The organism is Vibrio sp. QJM3NY_21 (assembly GCF_057785975.1).
In genome coordinates this window covers 176,795-194,407 of the sequence record NZ_CM173513.1, presented here as the reverse complement: position 1 = coordinate 194,407, position 17,613 = coordinate 176,795, and the positions used below count along the sequence as shown (strand labels likewise).

At 42.6% G+C, this 17,613-nt stretch carries 17 protein-coding genes; 9 read left to right on the top strand and 8 right to left on the bottom strand.

The annotated features are described in order from the left end of the window. Nucleotides 1-69 precede the first annotated feature (69 nt). The 9 genes from rfaD to AC3CID_RS00845 all read left to right on the top strand — a co-directional run bounded on the left by rfaD (nt 70) and on the right by AC3CID_RS00845 (nt 9,793). Nucleotides 70-1,011: an ADP-glyceromanno-heptose 6-epimerase gene (gene rfaD, locus AC3CID_RS00885; RefSeq protein WP_372244884.1), complete on the top strand. Its 942-nt coding sequence runs from the start codon at nt 70-72 to the stop codon at nt 1,009-1,011. A 35-nt stretch (nt 1,012-1,046) separates the two neighbouring features. Continuing rightward, complete coding sequence (lpxM, locus tag AC3CID_RS00880; RefSeq protein ID WP_146455647.1) at nt 1,047-2,042, top strand: lauroyl-Kdo(2)-lipid IV(A) myristoyltransferase; 996 nt, start codon at nt 1,047-1,049, stop codon at nt 2,040-2,042. After that, nucleotides 2,039-3,097 (top strand): lipopolysaccharide heptosyltransferase II, encoded by a 1,059-nt coding sequence (gene waaF / locus AC3CID_RS00875; protein ID WP_146455649.1) that lies wholly within the window; start codon nt 2,039-2,041, stop codon nt 3,095-3,097. The genes lpxM and waaF overlap by 4 nt, the downstream gene beginning before the upstream one ends. After that, complete coding sequence (gene waaA / locus AC3CID_RS00870) at nt 3,091-4,371, top strand: lipid IV(A) 3-deoxy-D-manno-octulosonic acid transferase (RefSeq protein WP_488526807.1); 1,281 nt, start codon at nt 3,091-3,093, stop codon at nt 4,369-4,371. The genes waaF and waaA overlap by 7 nt, the downstream gene beginning before the upstream one ends. Nucleotides 4,372-4,489: 118 nt before the next feature. After that, nucleotides 4,490-6,118 (top strand): aldolase catalytic domain-containing protein, encoded by a 1,629-nt coding sequence (locus tag AC3CID_RS00865; RefSeq protein WP_488526806.1) that lies wholly within the window; start codon nt 4,490-4,492, stop codon nt 6,116-6,118. Then, nucleotides 6,102-6,761, top strand: a complete 660-nt coding sequence (locus tag AC3CID_RS00860; protein WP_488526805.1) for an HAD family hydrolase — start codon at nt 6,102-6,104, stop codon at nt 6,759-6,761. Before AC3CID_RS00865 ends, AC3CID_RS00860 begins: the two co-directional genes overlap by 17 nt. A gap of 2 nt (nt 6,762-6,763) precedes the next feature. After that, the gene (locus AC3CID_RS00855; protein WP_488526804.1) at nt 6,764-7,510 is read left to right on the top strand and encodes a 3-deoxy-manno-octulosonate cytidylyltransferase; all 747 of its coding nucleotides are present in this window, start codon (nt 6,764-6,766) and stop codon (nt 7,508-7,510) included. 11 nt (nt 7,511-7,521) lie between these two features. Beyond that, nucleotides 7,522-8,775 carry a hypothetical protein gene (locus tag AC3CID_RS00850; RefSeq protein WP_488526803.1) on the top strand — a complete coding sequence of 418 codons (1,254 nt, stop codon included), beginning with the start codon at nt 7,522-7,524 and terminating at the stop codon, nt 8,773-8,775. Between the two features lie 37 nt (nt 8,776-8,812). Then, the gene (locus tag AC3CID_RS00845; protein WP_488526802.1) at nt 8,813-9,793 is read left to right on the top strand and encodes a polysialyltransferase family glycosyltransferase; all 981 of its coding nucleotides are present in this window, start codon (nt 8,813-8,815) and stop codon (nt 9,791-9,793) included. 159 nt (nt 9,794-9,952) lie between these two features. Here AC3CID_RS00845 and AC3CID_RS00840 read toward each other — a convergent pair whose 3' ends face one another. The 8 genes from AC3CID_RS00840 to AC3CID_RS00805 are packed head-to-tail and all read right to left on the bottom strand — an operon-like array spanning nt 9,953 to nt 17,611. After that, the gene (locus AC3CID_RS00840; protein WP_488526801.1) at nt 9,953-10,726 is read right to left on the bottom strand and encodes an oxidoreductase; all 774 of its coding nucleotides are present in this window, start codon (nt 10,724-10,726) and stop codon (nt 9,953-9,955) included. After that, nucleotides 10,726-11,415 (bottom strand): acylneuraminate cytidylyltransferase family protein, encoded by a 690-nt coding sequence (locus AC3CID_RS00835; protein ID WP_488526800.1) that lies wholly within the window; start codon nt 11,413-11,415, stop codon nt 10,726-10,728. The genes AC3CID_RS00840 and AC3CID_RS00835 overlap by 1 nt, the downstream gene beginning before the upstream one ends. Nucleotides 11,416-11,423: 8 nt before the next feature. Further along, nucleotides 11,424-12,404 (bottom strand): Gfo/Idh/MocA family protein, encoded by a 981-nt coding sequence (locus AC3CID_RS00830; protein WP_488526799.1) that lies wholly within the window; start codon nt 12,402-12,404, stop codon nt 11,424-11,426. Between the two features lie 3 nt (nt 12,405-12,407). Beyond that, a complete protein-coding gene (locus AC3CID_RS00825) occupies nt 12,408-13,469 on the bottom strand; it encodes a nucleotidyltransferase family protein (protein WP_488526798.1) in 1,062 nt (353 codons plus the stop codon). Between the two features lie 47 nt (nt 13,470-13,516). Then, nucleotides 13,517-14,170, bottom strand: a complete 654-nt coding sequence (locus AC3CID_RS00820) for an acetyltransferase (RefSeq protein ID WP_488526797.1) — start codon at nt 14,168-14,170, stop codon at nt 13,517-13,519. After that, nucleotides 14,163-15,236, bottom strand: coding sequence for an N-acetylneuraminate synthase (gene neuB, locus AC3CID_RS00815; protein WP_488526796.1), 1,074 nt, complete (start codon nt 15,234-15,236; stop codon nt 14,163-14,165). Before neuB ends, AC3CID_RS00820 begins: the two co-directional genes overlap by 8 nt. 51 nt (nt 15,237-15,287) lie before the next feature. Beyond that, nucleotides 15,288-16,454, bottom strand: a complete 1,167-nt coding sequence (gene neuC, locus AC3CID_RS00810; RefSeq protein ID WP_488526795.1) for a UDP-N-acetylglucosamine 2-epimerase — start codon at nt 16,452-16,454, stop codon at nt 15,288-15,290. Further along, entirely contained in the window at nt 16,454-17,611 is a 1,158-nt protein-coding gene (locus AC3CID_RS00805; protein ID WP_017086716.1) for a LegC family aminotransferase, read from the bottom strand. The genes neuC and AC3CID_RS00805 overlap by 1 nt, the downstream gene beginning before the upstream one ends. Nucleotides 17,612-17,613: the final 2 nt, after the last annotated feature.

The following is a 17,613-nucleotide window of genomic DNA, read 5'->3' as shown; positions in this document are numbered from 1 at the left end:
GCACTAGCCCGCCTTTGTCATTCCTTGCTATACTCGCGGTAGTTTTATATTCAAAAGAGTAGGAAAAGTATGATTATCGTAACGGGCGGGGCTGGTATGATTGGCAGCAATATTGTTAAGGCGCTGAACGAAGCAGGCCACAACGATATTCTAGTTGTCGACAACCTAAAAAATGGTAAGAAGTTTAAAAATCTTGTCGACCTAGACATCACCGACTACATGGATCGCGACGACTTCCTAACTCAAGTTATGGCTGGCGATGATTTCGGCCCTATTGAAGCTATTTTCCATGAAGGTGCTTGTTCGGCAACGACCGAGTGGGATGGTAAATACATGATGCTCAACAACTATGAGTACTCAAAAGAGCTACTTCATTACTGTGTTGAGCGTGAAATCCCCTTCCTATACGCCTCTTCTGCCGCTACTTACGGTGAGACAAATACTTTCATCGAAGAGAAAGAGTACGAAGGCGCATTGAACGTCTACGGTTACTCTAAACAACAATTTGATAACTATGTTCGCCGCTTAACCGCTGATGCTGTAGCGCATAACGAGACGTTACCTCAAATTACGGGTTTCCGTTACTTCAATGTTTATGGCCCTCGTGAAGATCACAAAGGCAGCATGGCCTCTGTTGCTTTCCACCTAAACAACCAAATGAACGCCGGTGAGAACCCTAAACTGTTCGCAGGTAGCGAAACCTTTAAGCGTGATTTTGTTTACGTAGGTGATGTTGCCGCCGTAAACCTGTGGTTCTTAGAAAATGGTGTTTCTGGCATCTTTAACCTAGGCACCGGCAATGCTGAGTCTTTTGACGAAGTAGCCAAAGCGGTCATTAAACACCACGGTAAAGGTGAAATCGAAACGATTCCTTTCCCTGAGCATTTAAAAGGCGCTTACCAAGAATTCACACAAGCAGACTTAACCAAGCTTCGCGCTGCTGGCTGTGATGTGGTATTTAAAACGGTTGCAGAAGGTGTTGCGGAATACATGACTCTGCAGAACCAATAATCACTCTCTTACTTTTCAATGACTGAGAGCTTTCAATGACTGAGAAGCGCAACGACTTCGATCCAGCGGCCTACAATCCCACCTTCAAGTGGGACTTTCTTGCTCCTAAACATTGGGGTACTTGGCTTGGTGTTTTGGTGGGGATACCCTTGGTGTTTTTCCCACAAAAAACAAAGTACTGGTTAAGCTGCAAGCTGGCAAAGTATTCGATTAAAAAGCCAAGTCGCACCATTAATAATGCTTGGATTAACTTCGGCCTCTGTTTTCCAGAAAAAAGTGACGAAGAGAAAGAACAACTGCTTGAGAAAACGCTAACCACTGCCGTTTCATTTTTGCTTAACTTTGCCTCTCTCTCACTACGCAGTCAAAACTGGTTAACCAAAAACACAACCATTCGTGGTATTAACAATATTCATGAAACGCTGGAACAAGGGCACAAAGCGATCCTATTAGTGCCTCACAGCTGGGGGATTGATATTCCCGCTATCTATCTAGCCTCTCAAGGTTTACCCGTTTCTGCGATGGCGAAGAGACAGAAGAACCCTGTGACGGACTGGTTAATGCATAAACAACGCGTTCAATACGGTGGCCGGGTATACGAACGTGACAATGGCATCAAACCTTTTATCAAATCAGTAAGAGATGGTTACTTAGGTTACTACTTACCTGACCAAGATCACGGTCGAGAGCACAGTATCTTCGTTGATTTTTTCAATGTATCAAAAGCAACGTTGCCGGGGCTTGGTAAGCTTTCTAAAGTCAGTAGAGCAAAAATCATTCCTGTATTCTCAAACTATGACGCTCAAACGGGTCAATTCAGCATTGATGTACTCCCAGCTTGGGAAGATTACCCTTCACAAAGCGATCATCAAGATACACAAAGAATGAATCAGTTTATTGAAGGTGCGGTAAGGAAACGTCCTGAGCAATACATGTGGGTATTGCGTTTCTTGACGACTCAACCCGATCCAGAAAGTACCTATAACCCTTACGAAGACAGAGAGCTGTGGCTCAAGACGTATACACGATGAAGAAGATTCTGATAATAGGTCCATCTTGGGTGGGCGACATGGTAATGTCACAGTCGTTGTACATTACACTCAAACAACAACACCCAAATGCACTGATTGACGTAATTGCACCCGGTTGGTGTAAACCGATTCTTGAGCGTATGCCCGAAGTCAATCAAGCGATTGAGATGCCTCTTGGCCATGGTGAGTTCAATTTACTTGGGCGCCGAGCCATTGGTAAAACGCTTCGTGATACGAAATATGACCAAGCTTTTATCTGTCCAAACTCAGCCAAGTCAGCATTGATTCCTTGGTTTGCAAACATTCCAAAGCGTACTGGCTGGAAAGGCGAAATGCGTTATGGTCTATTGAATGACCTTCGCCCTAACAAAAAATCGTTCCAATACATGGTGGAGCGCTATGTCGCGCTTGCTCATCCAAAAGCAGAGATGATTGACTCTAGTTCTTTGGGGGGATTAGAACAGCTACCGAGACCCGCTCTAACCATTCTCAAAGATGAGCAGTTAAAAACGACAGCGAAGTTTAAACTGACTCAGGATACGGCCATCACAGGCCTTTGCCCTGGTGCAGAATTCGGCCCGGCTAAGAAATGGCCTGAAACGCATTATGCAGAAGTCGCAACGTCGATGAGCAAATCAGGCAAGCAAGTTTGGTTGTTTGGTTCTCAAAAAGATGTCGAAACGTGTAACAACATAAAGGCACTTGTTCCTGAACAGTTACAATCAAAAATTCATGTATTAGCCGGTCAAACCAGCCTCATTGAAGCAGTAGACTTGCTTGGCGCTTGTCAAACTGTGGTGGCCAACGATTCTGGCTTAATGCACGTTGCTGCTGCTGTTGGTTGTAATGTTGTTGCCGTTTACGGTTCAACTTCACCAAAATACACTCCACCCTTGGCTGAAAAAGTAGATATTGTCCATACGGACATCGAATGTCGCCCTTGCTTCAAGCGTGAGTGTGAATTTAAGCATTTAAAATGTCTAACAGAGCTATCACCAAAGCAAGTCATCGAGAGCATCCACAAGTTAGAAGCGATTTCGGTAAGTGCATGTTAATCCGACTTTTCTATACGCTGCTTCTTGCGCTTGTAGCCCCGCTATTATTATTTGGCTTATATAAAAGTAAGCCAAATAAGCCGAAGTTTGGGCGCCGTTGGAAAGAACATTTTGGGATAACACCCCGGATCAAATCGAACCAACGCCCTATCTGGATTCATGCCGTCTCTGTCGGCGAGAGTATCGCTGCTGTACCTCTGATCAAAGAGATCAAAAAACAAAACCCAGACCAAACTATTGTCGTCACAACGACAACCAGTACCGGTGCAGAGCAAATTGAAAAATTAGGTGCGTTGGTTGAGCACCGCTACATGCCTATCGATTTTAGCTTTGCTGTTAAGGGCTTTCTAAAAGCGGTGAACCCAACACAGATGCTGATTATCGAAACCGAGCTTTGGCCAAATACACTTAACGTGGTTAATAAAGCAGAGATTCCAATTACCGTCGTTAATGCTCGTCTATCAGAAAAGTCATGTAACAACTATGCCAAGGTTCAACCACTATTTAATTTGCTGCATCCCTGCCTAACCAAAATACTTTGCCAAACTGAATCTGACGCTGCACGCTTCGAATGTTTAGGTGTAGATAAAAACAAATTGGCTATCACTGGTTCAATTAAGTTTGATATTCAAATTTCAGACGAAGTAAGAGAAAAGGGCAAAGCACTAAGGGATGAGCTTGGTGCAAACCGTCCTGTATGGATAGCTGCCAGCACTCATAAGGGTGAAGATGAACAAGTGTTTGCTGCACATAAACAAGTATTAGAGTCTAATCCTGACGCCTTGCTGATTGTTGTTCCTCGCCATCCTGAGCGATTTGATGACGTATTCGAGCTCAGTCAAACATTCGGTTTTGAGACAGAACGAAGAACGAAGCAAATGAGTAAACAAGCCCCTATAACAGACAGGACTCAAGTCTACCTAGGGGATACCATGGGTGAGATGCTGATTTTAATGGGTGCTGCCGATGTCTGTTTTATGGGCGGCAGTTTACTTGGCGACAAGGTTGGTGGGCACAATGTATTGGAACCGGCAGCTTTAGGTGTCCCTGTAATATCCGGCCCTAGCTATTACAATTTTAAACAAATTGTTGAAAAAATGCTTAAAGCGAATGCTATAAGTGCTGTTGACAACAACCAATTAAACAACCAGTTAATTTCAATGTTTACCAACTTAGACTCTCGAAAAGCACAAACAGTAAATGCAAAAACAATTGTCGAACAAAACGTAGGTGCCATAAATAAAACAATTTCCGAAATAAATACGAAGTTTTAGCCCACTTAAGGTTATTATTTAAGTTCAATGTCTAAACTTAAATAGACCTCTATTTTCGATAGATACCAATTTTTGCTATCTTCTACTTAGTTTAGTATTATCAAAAGGTCATTTAAAAATGAATACTGATACCATTTCAGTCCTCGATTGCACATTACGTGATGGTGGCTACTATAATAACTGGGATTTCAACCCAGAAGTTGTCGATCAATACCTTAACAGCGTAGCAAGCGCAAACATCGACTACGTCGAGTTAGGCTTACGCAACTTTGCAAAGATCGGCTTCTTAGGCGCATTCGCTTACACGACTGAAGATTTCATCAATACCCTGACTTTACCTGAAGGCCCAACTTACGGTGTTATGGTCGATGCGAAAACTATCCTTGAATCAGGCATACCAATCGAAGACGCGATTGATGAACTCTTCGTGCCTGCGGCTAACAGTAAAATTGAACTCGTTCGTGTTGCAGCACACTTTCATGAAGTAGATCTTTCAGCGCCTATCGTCACTCACTTGAAAAAACTGGGGTACATCGTAGGTTACAACCTTATGCAAGCTGGTGGTAAACCCGATGACGTTATTGCGGATAAAGCACGTCAAGCAGCGAGTTGGGAAGGTTTAGATGCTCTTTATTTTGCAGACTCACTAGGCAATATGGATGGCCAAGAAGTACAACGCATTGTAACGGCGCTTCGTACTCATTGGGCTGGCCCTATGGGTATCCATACTCATAACAACATGGGTAAAGGCTTAGATAACACACTTTCAGCAATGGAAGCTGGTGTATCGTGGTTAGATACGACAGTGACTGGTATGGGGCGAGGCGCAGGCAACACTCAAACTGAAAGCTTACTGGCTTACCTAGACAAAGGTGATTCCAAGTATAAACCCAAACCAATCTATGAATTGGTTATTCGTCATTTTGAAGCAATGCAAAAAGACTACGGTTGGGGGAGTAACTTATTGTATTTCTTAGGTGCTCAGAATGATGTACACCCAACCTATATTCAAAACCTACTCTCCAATACTCACTACGGTACCGACGAAATCATTGGGGCGATTGACTACCTTAGCAAACTAGAAGGTACAACGTCATACAATGGGGCAGTACTGAATACAGCTTTGAGCTTTTCTAACAATAAAGCTGAAGTTACTGGAAGCCAAGACATGCAAGGCCTCTTTGATGGGAAAGATGTACTTGTTATTGCTAATGCTCCAAATACAGAAAAATATGCTTCCGCAATTGAGATGTATATTAAGAACACTCAATCTGTGGTTATTTCAATTAATACTACCGCACACATTGCACCTGAATTAATTGACTACTATGTTATTTCTCACAATTCAAAGTTCTTGTCAGAGTCAAAACTCTACAAAGGGTTAGATAAAACCATCATCCTTCCAAAATGTCGCTTTACATCTTCTGAGTTGTCAGAGCTTGAAGGTTTAAACTTAATTGATTATGGATTAGAGGTTGTAAAAGATACATTTGCAACGCAAGGCACTCATACAACAACGCCATACGATATTACTACAGCTTACATCCTGGGGGCTTTGCTGGAATCACAAGTCAACGCCATTTCCGTGGTTGGTTTTGATGGTTACGCTCAAGATGACGTTCGCCAGCAAGAGATGGTAGATATCTTGAATCTTTATCATGCGCATGAGAAAAGCCTAGAAATCACATCTTTGACTCCAACCAGCTACCCGGTTGCTAAAGGCTCTGTCTATGCCCCAGTTAAGTGATTATAATATATACATTTTTGATTGTGATGGGGTCATTTTAGATTCCAACCAATTGAAAATCGAAGCTATGAAAAATGCGCTGGAGGCGCATTTTTCAGCTCAAGATCTTATTATTGAATGCATCGATTATTTCCGTCATAACTTTGGTAAGTCTCGCTTTCATCATGTCGCGCACTTTCTCGATAATATCCTCGATATTAAAAAGGAACAAAGGAATAAACTTGAGCAGCTGATTTTGGCAGACTTCTCCAAACAATGTCGCACCTTATATTTAATGGCACAGCTAACCCCTAGTTTTATGGCATTTCTTGACCAATGCAAGGGTAAGCGATACGTTGCGAGCGGCTCTGAACAAGGTGAGTTAAGAGGTGTCTTTGCCCAACGAGGTTTAGATGTTCACTTTGATGGTATCTTTGGCTCTCCCACACCAAAGGCTGAGCTTATCCAACGTATTCTTGAGCAAGAACAAAACACAAATGCAGTCATGTTTGGCGATGCTGAGTCTGATATGTCATCCGCTCAACAGAATCACATCGACTTTGTGTTCTACGCGCCTTATTCCAATGTAAAAGAGAAGATGATTGAGCAGTGTCATTTGCAGCAACACTTGATTATCGATGACTTTTCAACTGTGAGATTCTAATTATGAGCAATGAAAAAACTTTCGCTGTCGTTATTCCTGCACGTTACGAGTCTAGCCGATTCCCAGGCAAGCCATTGGTCGATATCTGTGGGAAACCAATGATACAGCACGTATGGGAGCGTTGCTGTCTAGCCACAGGCCAAGATAAAGTGTATGTGGCAACCGATGATGCTCGCATCCAAAGCGCCGTTGAAAGCTTTGGGGGGCAAGTAGTGATGACAAGCTCAGAATGTTTAACCGGTACAGACAGACTTGCAGAGGCCAACTTGCAGCTTGACTGTGACTTCATCGTTAATGTCCAAGGTGATGAGCCACTTATCAACCCAAACGACATCAATACGGTGATTAAGGCTTTTTTAAAAACCGGTAATGTGACTAACGCGATGTGTGCTATCACTTCAGAAAGAGAGTTCCGCTCTTTTACTGTCCCTAAGGTCACATTCAGTCAATCAGGTAAGCTACTTTACATGAGTAGAGCTTGCATTCCTCAGACTAAAACGGGTGAATATAAATTTGGTTACAAGCAGGTGTGTATCTATGCCTTCTCAAAAGAACAATTAGCGTTTTTCTACAGCAAGAAAGTAAAAACTCGCCATGAGCAAGTCGAAGATATTGAGATACTACGCTTCTTAGAGTCCGATTACATCGTTGATATGGTCGAAGTTGAATCAGGTTCATTAGCTATTGATATTCCAGAAGATATTGCTTTTGTAATCGATAAAATGAACAAAGATTCTCAAATGAAGTAAGGTATTAAATCATGAATAATGTAGAAGAGCTTTTTTCATTTGATAAAGCCCAAGCAACACAATTCCTTATCGACGCAGTTACCTCGAAAGACTTGTCGATCAAGCATCCAACTAAAAATATAGCTACTTTTAGTCGACAAAGTAAACGCTATCGAAAAGCAAATATTATTTGTTTCACAGATGAGCAAAATGCAAACCCATGGTATTTGATACAAATTTATGACTTTGTAAATGGTTACATTTGCGAAGATCAAGTCTTCAACCCTTTAAATGCCAGTGAAATCAATGAGATAGAAAGGTTACTTTGTGATAATCAATTAACTTTCAACTACTATAAGAACAGTAAGAATATCGATGGTCTGATTTTCTCTCAGGTTAGACCTTATCACTATATTTACGACCAATATGTAAATTATTTCGCTCTGAGCGAACTATCGAATATTGATGAGTATTGCTACACAGATAAGAACTGCTTTTATCGAGAATTGCCAAACAATAAACAATTAAAGCAAGTCAAAGAGCAAGGTTGTTACTTATTCCCTTGTATCAAAGGAGGAGACTATGACTCATCAACCGCAACCAAGATGCATAAGTTCCTCCAAAGCAGTCATGTGAGCCAGCATGTAGATACAGAACTAACCCTCTGGTTTGGTATTACAGCACAGAAAAGATCTTGGATAGAACAGTCACAAAGCTGTGTAAAGATCGCAAAAAGGTTAAGTAGGCACTACAGCAGTATCACTTTATTCATTGATGGTTGGACTTCACTTGCGGGAGGGGTTCCTGATAGTCCGAAAGATATTGCTCGTGATAACTCTGTTTTTTTTGCTATTCGAAAGCAACTTAAGAATGAAAAAAATTTGAAAGTCGTTAGTCTCATCGGTAAGGATTACAAAGATAAAGTCTCTTATGCTAATACTACTGATGCTTTTGTTGCGAACTCAGGAACTGGTGGCATGGTACCAATGATGTTTTCTGACAAACCTGGAATCATTCATTCAAATGGACGCTTACACACCTTTGAACGTTCATATAGCGATAAAATCAAGGTAACTGATATTGATAAAATCACTGCCGAAGAACATGCCATTGATGCAGGTGTATACTCTATAGACTGGAGAGTAATCTATAATGATCTATGCGGAATACTCCAGCTAGAAGATGAATTAGAAGAAAGAAAGCCTATGAAAAACAAGTTTTTCCTAAATTTAAAAAAGGTAATTTTTAAGAAAAAAATCCAAATCTGGTCAAAAATTAAAAAATAAAAAATAAAATTGCCCTTTATATACCAACGAGATCCTTATGAACGTTTTTTTAGTTACCTCCCCTTTTCAATACATTTGTGCCAATGAAGCTCGTGTCGCTTATCAAGCCAACAAAAACGTATTGGTGTTGATTGAACAAGACAATTCAATAGGACAGCGTCAGATGGCTTCGTTATTGAATGAAAATGACTGGCTGAAAGTGATTCGTTTTCCTCGTAATAAGCGCACGACCATTACACCGAAAATCATCAGGCAAATTATGACCCTAAGTCAAGGTCAGCTAGATACTCTATTCTATAGTGAGTACTTTTCATGGCGCAGCAAACTACTTATCCGAAACTTACCATTCAAAAAACATGTTTTCTTCGATGATGGCACTATGACGTTTTTTGATTACTACGATCATATTGAATCAAAGGCCAAATATTATCGACCTCGTTGGCTACAAGACTTCCAACTTCGCTTAAAAGGCATCCAACCGATAGGACGTTTGGGATATTTTGATAACACCGAGATTTTCTCCATTTTCCATTTCGAAAACTGCATAACGGTGCTACGTGAGAACAAATTATCGGTATTGCGGGAGCAAATTAGTCTGAGCTCAGGAGGGGGCAAACCTAAAAATGTCTTTATTGGTCAAGGTAGTGTTGATGAGTCAGGACGAATCAAAATCGCAGAGTATTTGAATTTAATCCGTGCTGCTATCACACCAAATCAATCAGAACCCTTGCTATACATCCCTCATCGTACAGAAGCAGAGCACGTCACTGAGCAGGTAAAAGGCCTAGAGGGAGTGCAATACCATATGCCAGATTTCCCAATTGAAATCGAACTTATGAAAATAAAAGTCCGGCCTAGTACTATAATTGGACTCTCCTCTACTGCCCTCTATACCTTGTCAAAAATCTACCCTGAGGCGAATATCCAACTTATCCCACCAATAGCTGTTGTCAAAGGAGAGAGGGATAAGCGTATTGCAAATTATTTAAACAACTACTTTACATATTTAAAGGCCTAGATAAGGCAACCATAATATCCGCCCTCTAAAAAGGCAACTTTAATTGTTAGGTGGTAGAGAAAAGCACTACTTTTTCATGCGGTTACTTTTCGGAGGTATTACCGGGTAACAGCTCCTCATAACCAATACTACTACCAATAAGCCAATTTTTATTTTAAATCAAAGACTAAACCCGTCATCCACGACGATATTCTGCCCTGTTACATAACGAGACTGCTCAGAGAGCAAGAAGAGCACAGAACCAACAACCTCTTCTACATATAGCATGCCTGCACCATGGGTGTTGTTTTTGTAGGCCTCTAAAAATGCGTCTGGTTGATGGTCGAAGATCCCACCTGGACTAACACAGTTTGTACGAAAACGGCTGTCATTAACGTAGGCTGCAGCGTACTTACTCAAATGCTGAATCGCTGATTTAATTGCTGCATACTCTACTGGCATCGTCATCGGAGTGTTGTCATAAATATCAAACTTCGGAGCAACAACACCGTATATCGAGGAAATATTCACTAGTGATAACGGGTGTTCTGTGCGCTTGAAGTAAGCAGCAGCTTGCTGGACAAACAAAAACGCACTCCCTAAATGCAGAGACAGATTGTCATTGAAACTGTCAAAGCTCACATCAAAGAAATGCTTACCGTAGGTTTTGTTTCTTGGGTAAGTCGTGTTTACGGCCCCATCTAACGGCGTATTCCACCCCTCGAAAAAAGCCTTAACTGAGTGCTCATTGGTCACATCCAGCTCAACTAACGAAAATAATTCGTTATCCAGTTCAACTCCCACACTCTCTAAACGTTCTTTCGTCGCATCAACATTGATATCGGCAGCAATAACTTTTGCCCCCTGAGCAAGCACAGCAGGAACTAAACGAGATCCCAATAAGCCCCCAGCTCCAGCAATTAATATCGTCTTACTCTTTAGAAGTTCATTCATCACTCTTCACCCATAACAATAGCTTCTGCTAGTTTAAAATCATAAATATCATCGATATCTATTGCCCTTTCCTTCGGTACTTCGATGCTCGTCACTTTGCCACTGAACAGTCCGTAATTATCCAAGACAAAGCAAGGGGTTGTTGCATAAACAACGGTAGTTATATCAAATACTTCTGGAGCATCTTGTCGTCTTGTTACTTCACCACTTGGTTTATTCACTAATTCAACCAAGCCGTGTTCGTCTTTCTTTACCATGTTAAAAAATGGGCTGCGGCTTGCGGGAGTCACGGAAATACAAATATCCGCAGAATCTTTCTGAAGTTGTAGGATCGACGATTCCACGTCTTCAACACTGCGCAAAGGACTCGTTGCTGGCAGACTAATAAAGTGAGCAAAGTCGCCATAGTTGGCTTGTACCCACTCAACAGCATGACGCCATGAAAGCCACTCTGGGCTCGTGTCTGTTGCTAGTTCTTGTGGGCGTTCAATCAATGTTGCACCACAACCCACGGCGACTTTGGCAATCTCGCTATCATCAGTTGAAACAAAAACATCGCTAATCGATGCACAGGCTTTCGCTGTTTCAATCGAATATTGCAATAGGGGTTTACCAGCAAGTGGTTTAATGTTCTTGCCAGGTAAGCCTTTAGAGCCCCCACGAACAAAAATAAATGCATAGTTTTTCATTGGATAGCCTAGCCTTTAGTTTGAGTTTGAGCATGCTGCTTAATTGTTTCGATTAACTCGACCGTTTTGCCAGCCTGTTGAAGGTCAATACAACTATGCTTATTGCCTTTAGTCATATTGATGAAGTCTTGCAACATATTGAGGTACATTTTGTTTTTATCCCAAGCCGGGTCGCTATAAACAGTACTTTCACCAGTATTTTTGGTCTGCTTAACCTCATTTTTAATCAGGTCCCATTCAACCGTACCTTTACTGCCAACAAAGCGGCAACGTCGATAAGCTTGGCACTGTAAAAAATCCAAATGAATATTGACCAAAGTACCACCCTGGGTAGTTGTGACAACATCAACCAAATCTTCCACCTCTAAGCCCAGTTCATCTGAAGAACGTAAGTGAGCGTGTTGTAAAGTTAAATCGCCAAGAAGCCACTGCGCATAGTCTAACTCATGGCTGAGCTCTAATAGTGCCCCCCCGCCTAATTCTGCATTAGCAGATACACTGCTTCGATAATCTTTACTTGGGCGCCAATCAGGTAGGTACTGTCCTATTTCAATATACGCATTGTAGAGTTCTCCAATTGCCCCTTTGTCTAATAGTGCTTTTACTTCCAGACTTGAAGGCAAGTAACGTAAGCAATAACCGACAGCAACCGGAGTTTGCGTTTTATCAACGACAGTCTGTAAGTTGTGCACATCTTCAACACGTGTTGTCACTGGTTTTTCAATCAATGTTGGAATACCAGCCTTCAATAACGGGATTGTATGCTCAGCGTGGAAAGGGGCAGGAGATGCAGCAATAACAAGTTCCACATCTGAGCGAATGATCTCATCAAGATCAGAGACGACTTGGTCACAATCAGATACAGGATCTGCTGGAACTCTCCCACTCGCCGACATAGCCAGTAGTCTGCACTGTGGAAACAATAGCTTTAAATTTCTTCTATGTCGGGTAGCAATATTACCCAACCCGATAACAGCAACAGTTTTCAAAACTTAGTCCAGCCCTAGTGTATGAATATCTGCTTGCGCGCGATTAAAGTCATCCATACGACCTATATCCAACCAATATTCATGAATTGGAAACATTAAAACGTTATCACGCTCATTCATATGCTCTTCAAGCAACGTTGGCATATCCACTCGATGATTTTTAGGTACCGAATCAATGACGTCAGGTGACACTACATAAATGCCTGCATTCACAAAAAAGCGCTGAACTGGCTTCTCTACCATACTGGTGATTTTGTTGCCTTCGCCATTAATCACACCATATGGGATTTGATAGTCGTACTCTCTCACACACATTGTTGCGTCAGCGCCGTTATCAACGTGAAAATCAAGAAGACGTTGGAAGTCGACCTTAGTCAAAACATCGCCATTCATCATGATCAGTGGCAGATCTTTTGGTAAATCCTTAGGTAATAATCCCAGTGCACCACCTGTACCTAAAGGCTGCTCTTCGTGAACATAGGTAACATTCACACCCATTTCATTCCCATCGCCAAAATGCGCTTGAATTTGCTCAGGCATATAGTGAGTAGAAATGTAGAAGTTAACAAAGCCTGCTTTAATAAAACTTCGAATAACGGTTTCTAGGATTGGCTTATTGCCGATATGCAGCATAGGTTTAGGGCACGTATCGGTAAGCGGCTTAAGACGAGTGCCAAACCCACCAGCCATAATAAATACAGGATTCTGGTGTTTCGGTTGATGAAGTGCTCCATGAAGAGTTTCTAGCCCAACAACTTTGTCACTAGCATCGAGTAATGGGATCGACAATATCCCCCGACTTTCCATCAACTCAATTAACTCTTCTCGAGAAGACTCTTCGAGTGCTGTTGTCGGATTAGTGTTCATCACCTCTGACACAGATTCAGTCAACGGCAAGTTATTGAGTAAACCACGTCGAATATCGCCGTCTGTAACGACACCAAGCAGTGCATGTCCTTCATCGACAACTAACACAACTCGTAGCGCTTCGTTATTAATGATTTCTAACGCGTCTCGAATTGTGTTGTCTGGTTTAATTAGCACGTTGTTCCAACAATGACTCATAGCACACCTAATTTTAATTTTTTGAATGCTTGGCAACTTACAGCAAGCTAGTATGGTTCGATAATGCTTCTAAAAGGATAACATATGCTTTGTGGTGGTAGGGGTTTCGTTAAAATAGCACCCGCTCCGACAATAGAAAGTGTGCCTAATGTAACACCTTGTATCACCGTTGCATTCGCCCCTACGTAACAACCATATTCAGTTTTGACTTGGCCACACAACGTTGCTTTAGGAGCTATGTGGTTGTGAGCACCAATCTGGCAATCGTGCTCTACAATCGCGCTAGTATTGACGATGCTATGCCGCCCTATGGATGCACCAGCCTGTATAACTGCTCCTTCCATAATTTGAACACCATGTTCTATAGTTGCATATTCAGAGAAAAATGCAGTTTCAGCAATGACACTTTCAAATCGATAGCCTAATCCAATGAAGTAGCTCGCGATCTTTTCCCGCAAGTTAGATTTAGGCATCGCACCAATACCCAACACAAGTCTAACGTCATTGGGAGAAAACTGTTCTACGTCACTATCTTTGAGAAACTGCTTAATCCCCGAGAAAACCCTACGCTGGGAGACATCATCAGGACAAATCACCGCAACTATCTCACGCCCTTGGCGAAGTAAGATATCAGCAAGCACACTAGCATGGCCGCCCCCACCAATTAATACAATTGGCAGCTTAGAAACGACGCTACTCAAGAATCAGCTCTCCAGCTCGATATGCCTTGGAAGAAGTGCGCTCGAGCATGTCCCAATAGCAATAAGGTGACATACCATTACCCGGTCTTTTAATCGTCATGTTTTCGGGTGAAAATGCTTCACCTTCGTCAATATCACGATCAGCGACCAGACTTTTCCTCGCCACCGCTTTATTTTTCACCTCTGATACCGTTGGTGTTTTAACACGACTACCAAGTGCTTTCTCGACTTGGCGAATAGCGCTCACCATTGCAGTTAGATCTTGAGGCTCAAGGGAAGCTTTGTGATCTGGTCCTTCCATGTTGTTGTCCAACGTGAAATGTTTTTCGATCAACACTGCCCCACGAGCAACGGCAGCAATGGGAATAGTAATACCTTGACTGTGATCTGAGTATCCAGCTGGTAAGTCAAAAGCACGCCCTAAAGTATCCATCGCTTTCAGGTTAATCTCTTCCATCGGTGCTGGGTATTCTGTCGTACAGTGTAAAATGGTCACTTTAGTCTTTAGAGCTTGCTGACCCTCATCGGAAGCATAAGCCTCTTGGAAGGCTTGTTCTGAAGGTGTCGCGCTATCATCCGCAGTATAACCGAATGCAATAACTCCCAACGCCGTTTCGATCTCGGACAACGTCGCCATACCGGTAGAAACAATCAAATCACACCCTGTGCGAGCATGCTCTAACACAAGAGGTGCGTTGGTTAGCTCACCAGACGGTAGCTTCAAACGAGTTAAACCAAGGTCGTTGACTAAGAAATCCAAGCTCTCTGAATCAAAAGCCGTTGATAAAAACTCTATGCCGAGTTTCTCACAGTGTTTTACCAATTCATGGTGGGCATCATAGGAGAGCTCTAAGCGACTTAGCATAGCTAATTGCGACTCTTGCTTTTGTGTATTAGTGACCTGATAGTCTGCTTGCTTAGCTTCTTCAGTTACGAGGTTTTTCGCTTTAAACGTCTGAAATTTTACAATATCAGCCCCCGCCTGATGCGCTGCGTCAACCAGCTCAAATGCCAGTTTTTCATCACCATTATGGTTTACGCCTGCTTCGGCAATAATCAGAGTCATACCGCTCTCTCTTTAATTTTCAAGTGACTAAAAGCTAAATTTATAACTTTGTTAGTTCGGCAAATCGTGGAATGTCTTACATGGATTGAAATCCAATATTTTGATCATTTCAATGACCTTGCCACTGGTGTTTCCCTGCCCGTAAGGGTTCTCTATCGCTTCCGTTGGCTCTTTATAGTCACGAGCCACTGCTGAGAGCATCGCTCGCTCAATATCGACTTGATTTGCTTCACAATGCAACACACTCTTAGCAGCCAAACGGCCTTTCTGACGTACACCGATATCGACAGTCGGGACATCAAACGCTGGCACTTCAATAATGCCGCTAGAAGAGTTACCAATAACCGCCGAAGCATGCTTCACTGCGCTTAGATAACGCACTTGCCCTAACGAAGGGATTGCCAATACGCGTTCTGGTTGGCTTGCAGCGTTAGCTTCCAGCATCGGAATGATGCGACGCCCACCATCATCGGCATTTGGGTAAGTCAGAATAACTTGATGCTCTTGAAAAGCATCTAAAGCATCTAGCAAAGCTTGAAAGGATGCTTCTGGCGCTTCATTGCCGAGTGTCACCGGATGATAAGTCACCAAGAAAAACGGCTTAGTCAAAGAAAAGTTGAGAGATTCCCCCAACTCGCCCAATGACATGAAGTCAGCACGTTTAAGGTGGTCAAGGCCTATTGCACCGACATTTCTTACTCGCTCAGGTGCCTCACCCAATTGAATCACGCGCTGACGATATTCGTCTGTCGACGTACCATGCAGGTAGCTCAGCTTGGTAATTGCATGACGAATCGCATCATCGTATGCGCCTTCTGTAATTTCACCACCATGCAAGTGAACAATAGGAATACGCAAAATCATCGCCGTTTGAGCAGCGGCTAATGCCTCAAAGCGATCGCCAAGTATAACCAATACATCAGGCTGTAGACGTGCTAAAGAGTCCGAAAACCCAAGGACACCAAGGCCCATACTTTTAGCTGTACCTACGGCAGAATCAGATGAAAGCAGGATTTCAATTTTTTCATCAATCTTAAATCCATCTTTTTCTATCTGCTGATAGGTCTCCCCAAACTCCGGCGAAAGGTGCATCCCTGAAACGAGAAGCTGCAGTGTTAAATCGGGATCACTTTGAATATCTTTCAAAAGCCAAAAGAGCAGACCATACTCTGCTCTTGTTCCAGTAAAAACCGCTACTTTCTGAATCTTGTTTTCCATTAAGCGCCTTTAGACAGTTGAATGGGTGTGCTCGGAATGTTGATCAAATGCGCTTCAATAAACTCAGACTGCGTCAAGTCACCACGCAATGCGTTCTCGAACATAGGAAGACGATGCATCAACTGCCAAATAGGACGCGTCATGACACCCGCAGAGTTGGTTTCTTCCAAAATTTGTGCTCGTGATGCTGTGTCTGGGCAAATAATCGCATTCAGCCAATAATTCGATGTCGCGTATTCTGGCTCTGTCACGAATGTAAATTCTGAACCGGAGAAAAAATGTTGGTACTGTTCAGCCAATTGGCGCTTCTGAGCTAGGTATGATTCGAGCACTTCCATTTGTGCACAACCCAATGCGGCATTCAAATTTGGCATTCGATAATTGAAGCCAGGCTCATCATGATAAAACTCAAAAGGGTGTGGGACCTTAGCTGTCGTGGTCACGTGCTTAGTACGAGCACCCTGCTCTTGAGTTTTACACAGAACCATACCACCGCCACCGGTTGTAATAACTTTATTGCCATTAAAGCTGATCGCAGCATAATCACCGAATGTACCTGTATGTTGGCCTTTATAGAAAGAGCCCAAACTTTCTGCTGCATCTTCCACTAAGACCAGTTGCCACTTTAAACATACGGCGACTAACTCATCGAGTTCGACAGGGTGGCCGAAAGTGTGCATCGGAACCACAGCGCGGATGCGTTGTCTTGTTTGTCTATGGATACAACCTTTTTCAGTCAACTCAGCGTGTTGTGTTAGATAGTGGTCAACAGCTTTAGGGCACAAGCCTAAGCTTACCGGAGATATATCAACAAAAATTGGCTCTGCACCCATGTGGTACAGGGCATTGCAAGTCGCAACGAAGGTCAAAGCTTGTGTAACAACCAAATCACCACGTTGTACGCCCGCCATATAGAGTGCTGCATGTAAAGCCGCGGTGCCATTGACAGCAGCTACCGCCTTAGCACTTCCGGTGTAAGCTTCAATCTTCGATTCAAACTGATCCACAAATTTACCAACACTTGAGACAAACGTACTCTCAATGGTTTCTGTGACGTAAGCTTTCTCGTTGCCATTGAATGTTGGCGCATGCAAAGGAACAAACTCATTGGTTTGGTAAGTATCACGAACAAATTCAACTAATGATGCAGGTTTCATGA

Coding starts and splice junctions, on each gene's coding strand:
- AC3CID_RS00865 (WP_488526806.1), top strand. CDS start 4,490: ATGAATACTGATACCATTTCAGTCCTCGATTGCACATTACGTGATGGT.
- AC3CID_RS00860 (WP_488526805.1), top strand. CDS start 6,102: ATGCCCCAGTTAAGTGATTATAATATATACATTTTTGATTGTGATGGG.
- AC3CID_RS00840 (WP_488526801.1), bottom strand. CDS start 10,726: ATGAATGAACTTCTAAAGAGTAAGACGATATTAATTGCTGGAGCTGGG.
- rfaD (WP_372244884.1), top strand. CDS start 70: ATGATTATCGTAACGGGCGGGGCTGGTATGATTGGCAGCAATATTGTT.
- neuB (WP_488526796.1), bottom strand. CDS start 15,236: ATGACTCTGATTATTGCCGAAGCAGGCGTAAACCATAATGGTGATGAA.
- lpxM (WP_146455647.1), top strand. CDS start 1,047: ATGACTGAGAAGCGCAACGACTTCGATCCAGCGGCCTACAATCCCACC.
- AC3CID_RS00855 (WP_488526804.1), top strand. CDS start 6,764: ATGAGCAATGAAAAAACTTTCGCTGTCGTTATTCCTGCACGTTACGAG.
- AC3CID_RS00805 (WP_017086716.1), bottom strand. CDS start 17,611: ATGAAACCTGCATCATTAGTTGAATTTGTTCGTGATACTTACCAAACC.
- neuC (WP_488526795.1), bottom strand. CDS start 16,454: ATGGAAAACAAGATTCAGAAAGTAGCGGTTTTTACTGGAACAAGAGCA.
- AC3CID_RS00835 (WP_488526800.1), bottom strand. CDS start 11,415: ATGAAAAACTATGCATTTATTTTTGTTCGTGGGGGCTCTAAAGGCTTA.
- AC3CID_RS00825 (WP_488526798.1), bottom strand. CDS start 13,469: ATGAGTCATTGTTGGAACAACGTGCTAATTAAACCAGACAACACAATT.
- AC3CID_RS00850 (WP_488526803.1), top strand. CDS start 7,522: ATGAATAATGTAGAAGAGCTTTTTTCATTTGATAAAGCCCAAGCAACA.
- waaF (WP_146455649.1), top strand. CDS start 2,039: ATGAAGAAGATTCTGATAATAGGTCCATCTTGGGTGGGCGACATGGTA.
- waaA (WP_488526807.1), top strand. CDS start 3,091: ATGTTAATCCGACTTTTCTATACGCTGCTTCTTGCGCTTGTAGCCCCG.
- AC3CID_RS00845 (WP_488526802.1), top strand. CDS start 8,813: ATGAACGTTTTTTTAGTTACCTCCCCTTTTCAATACATTTGTGCCAAT.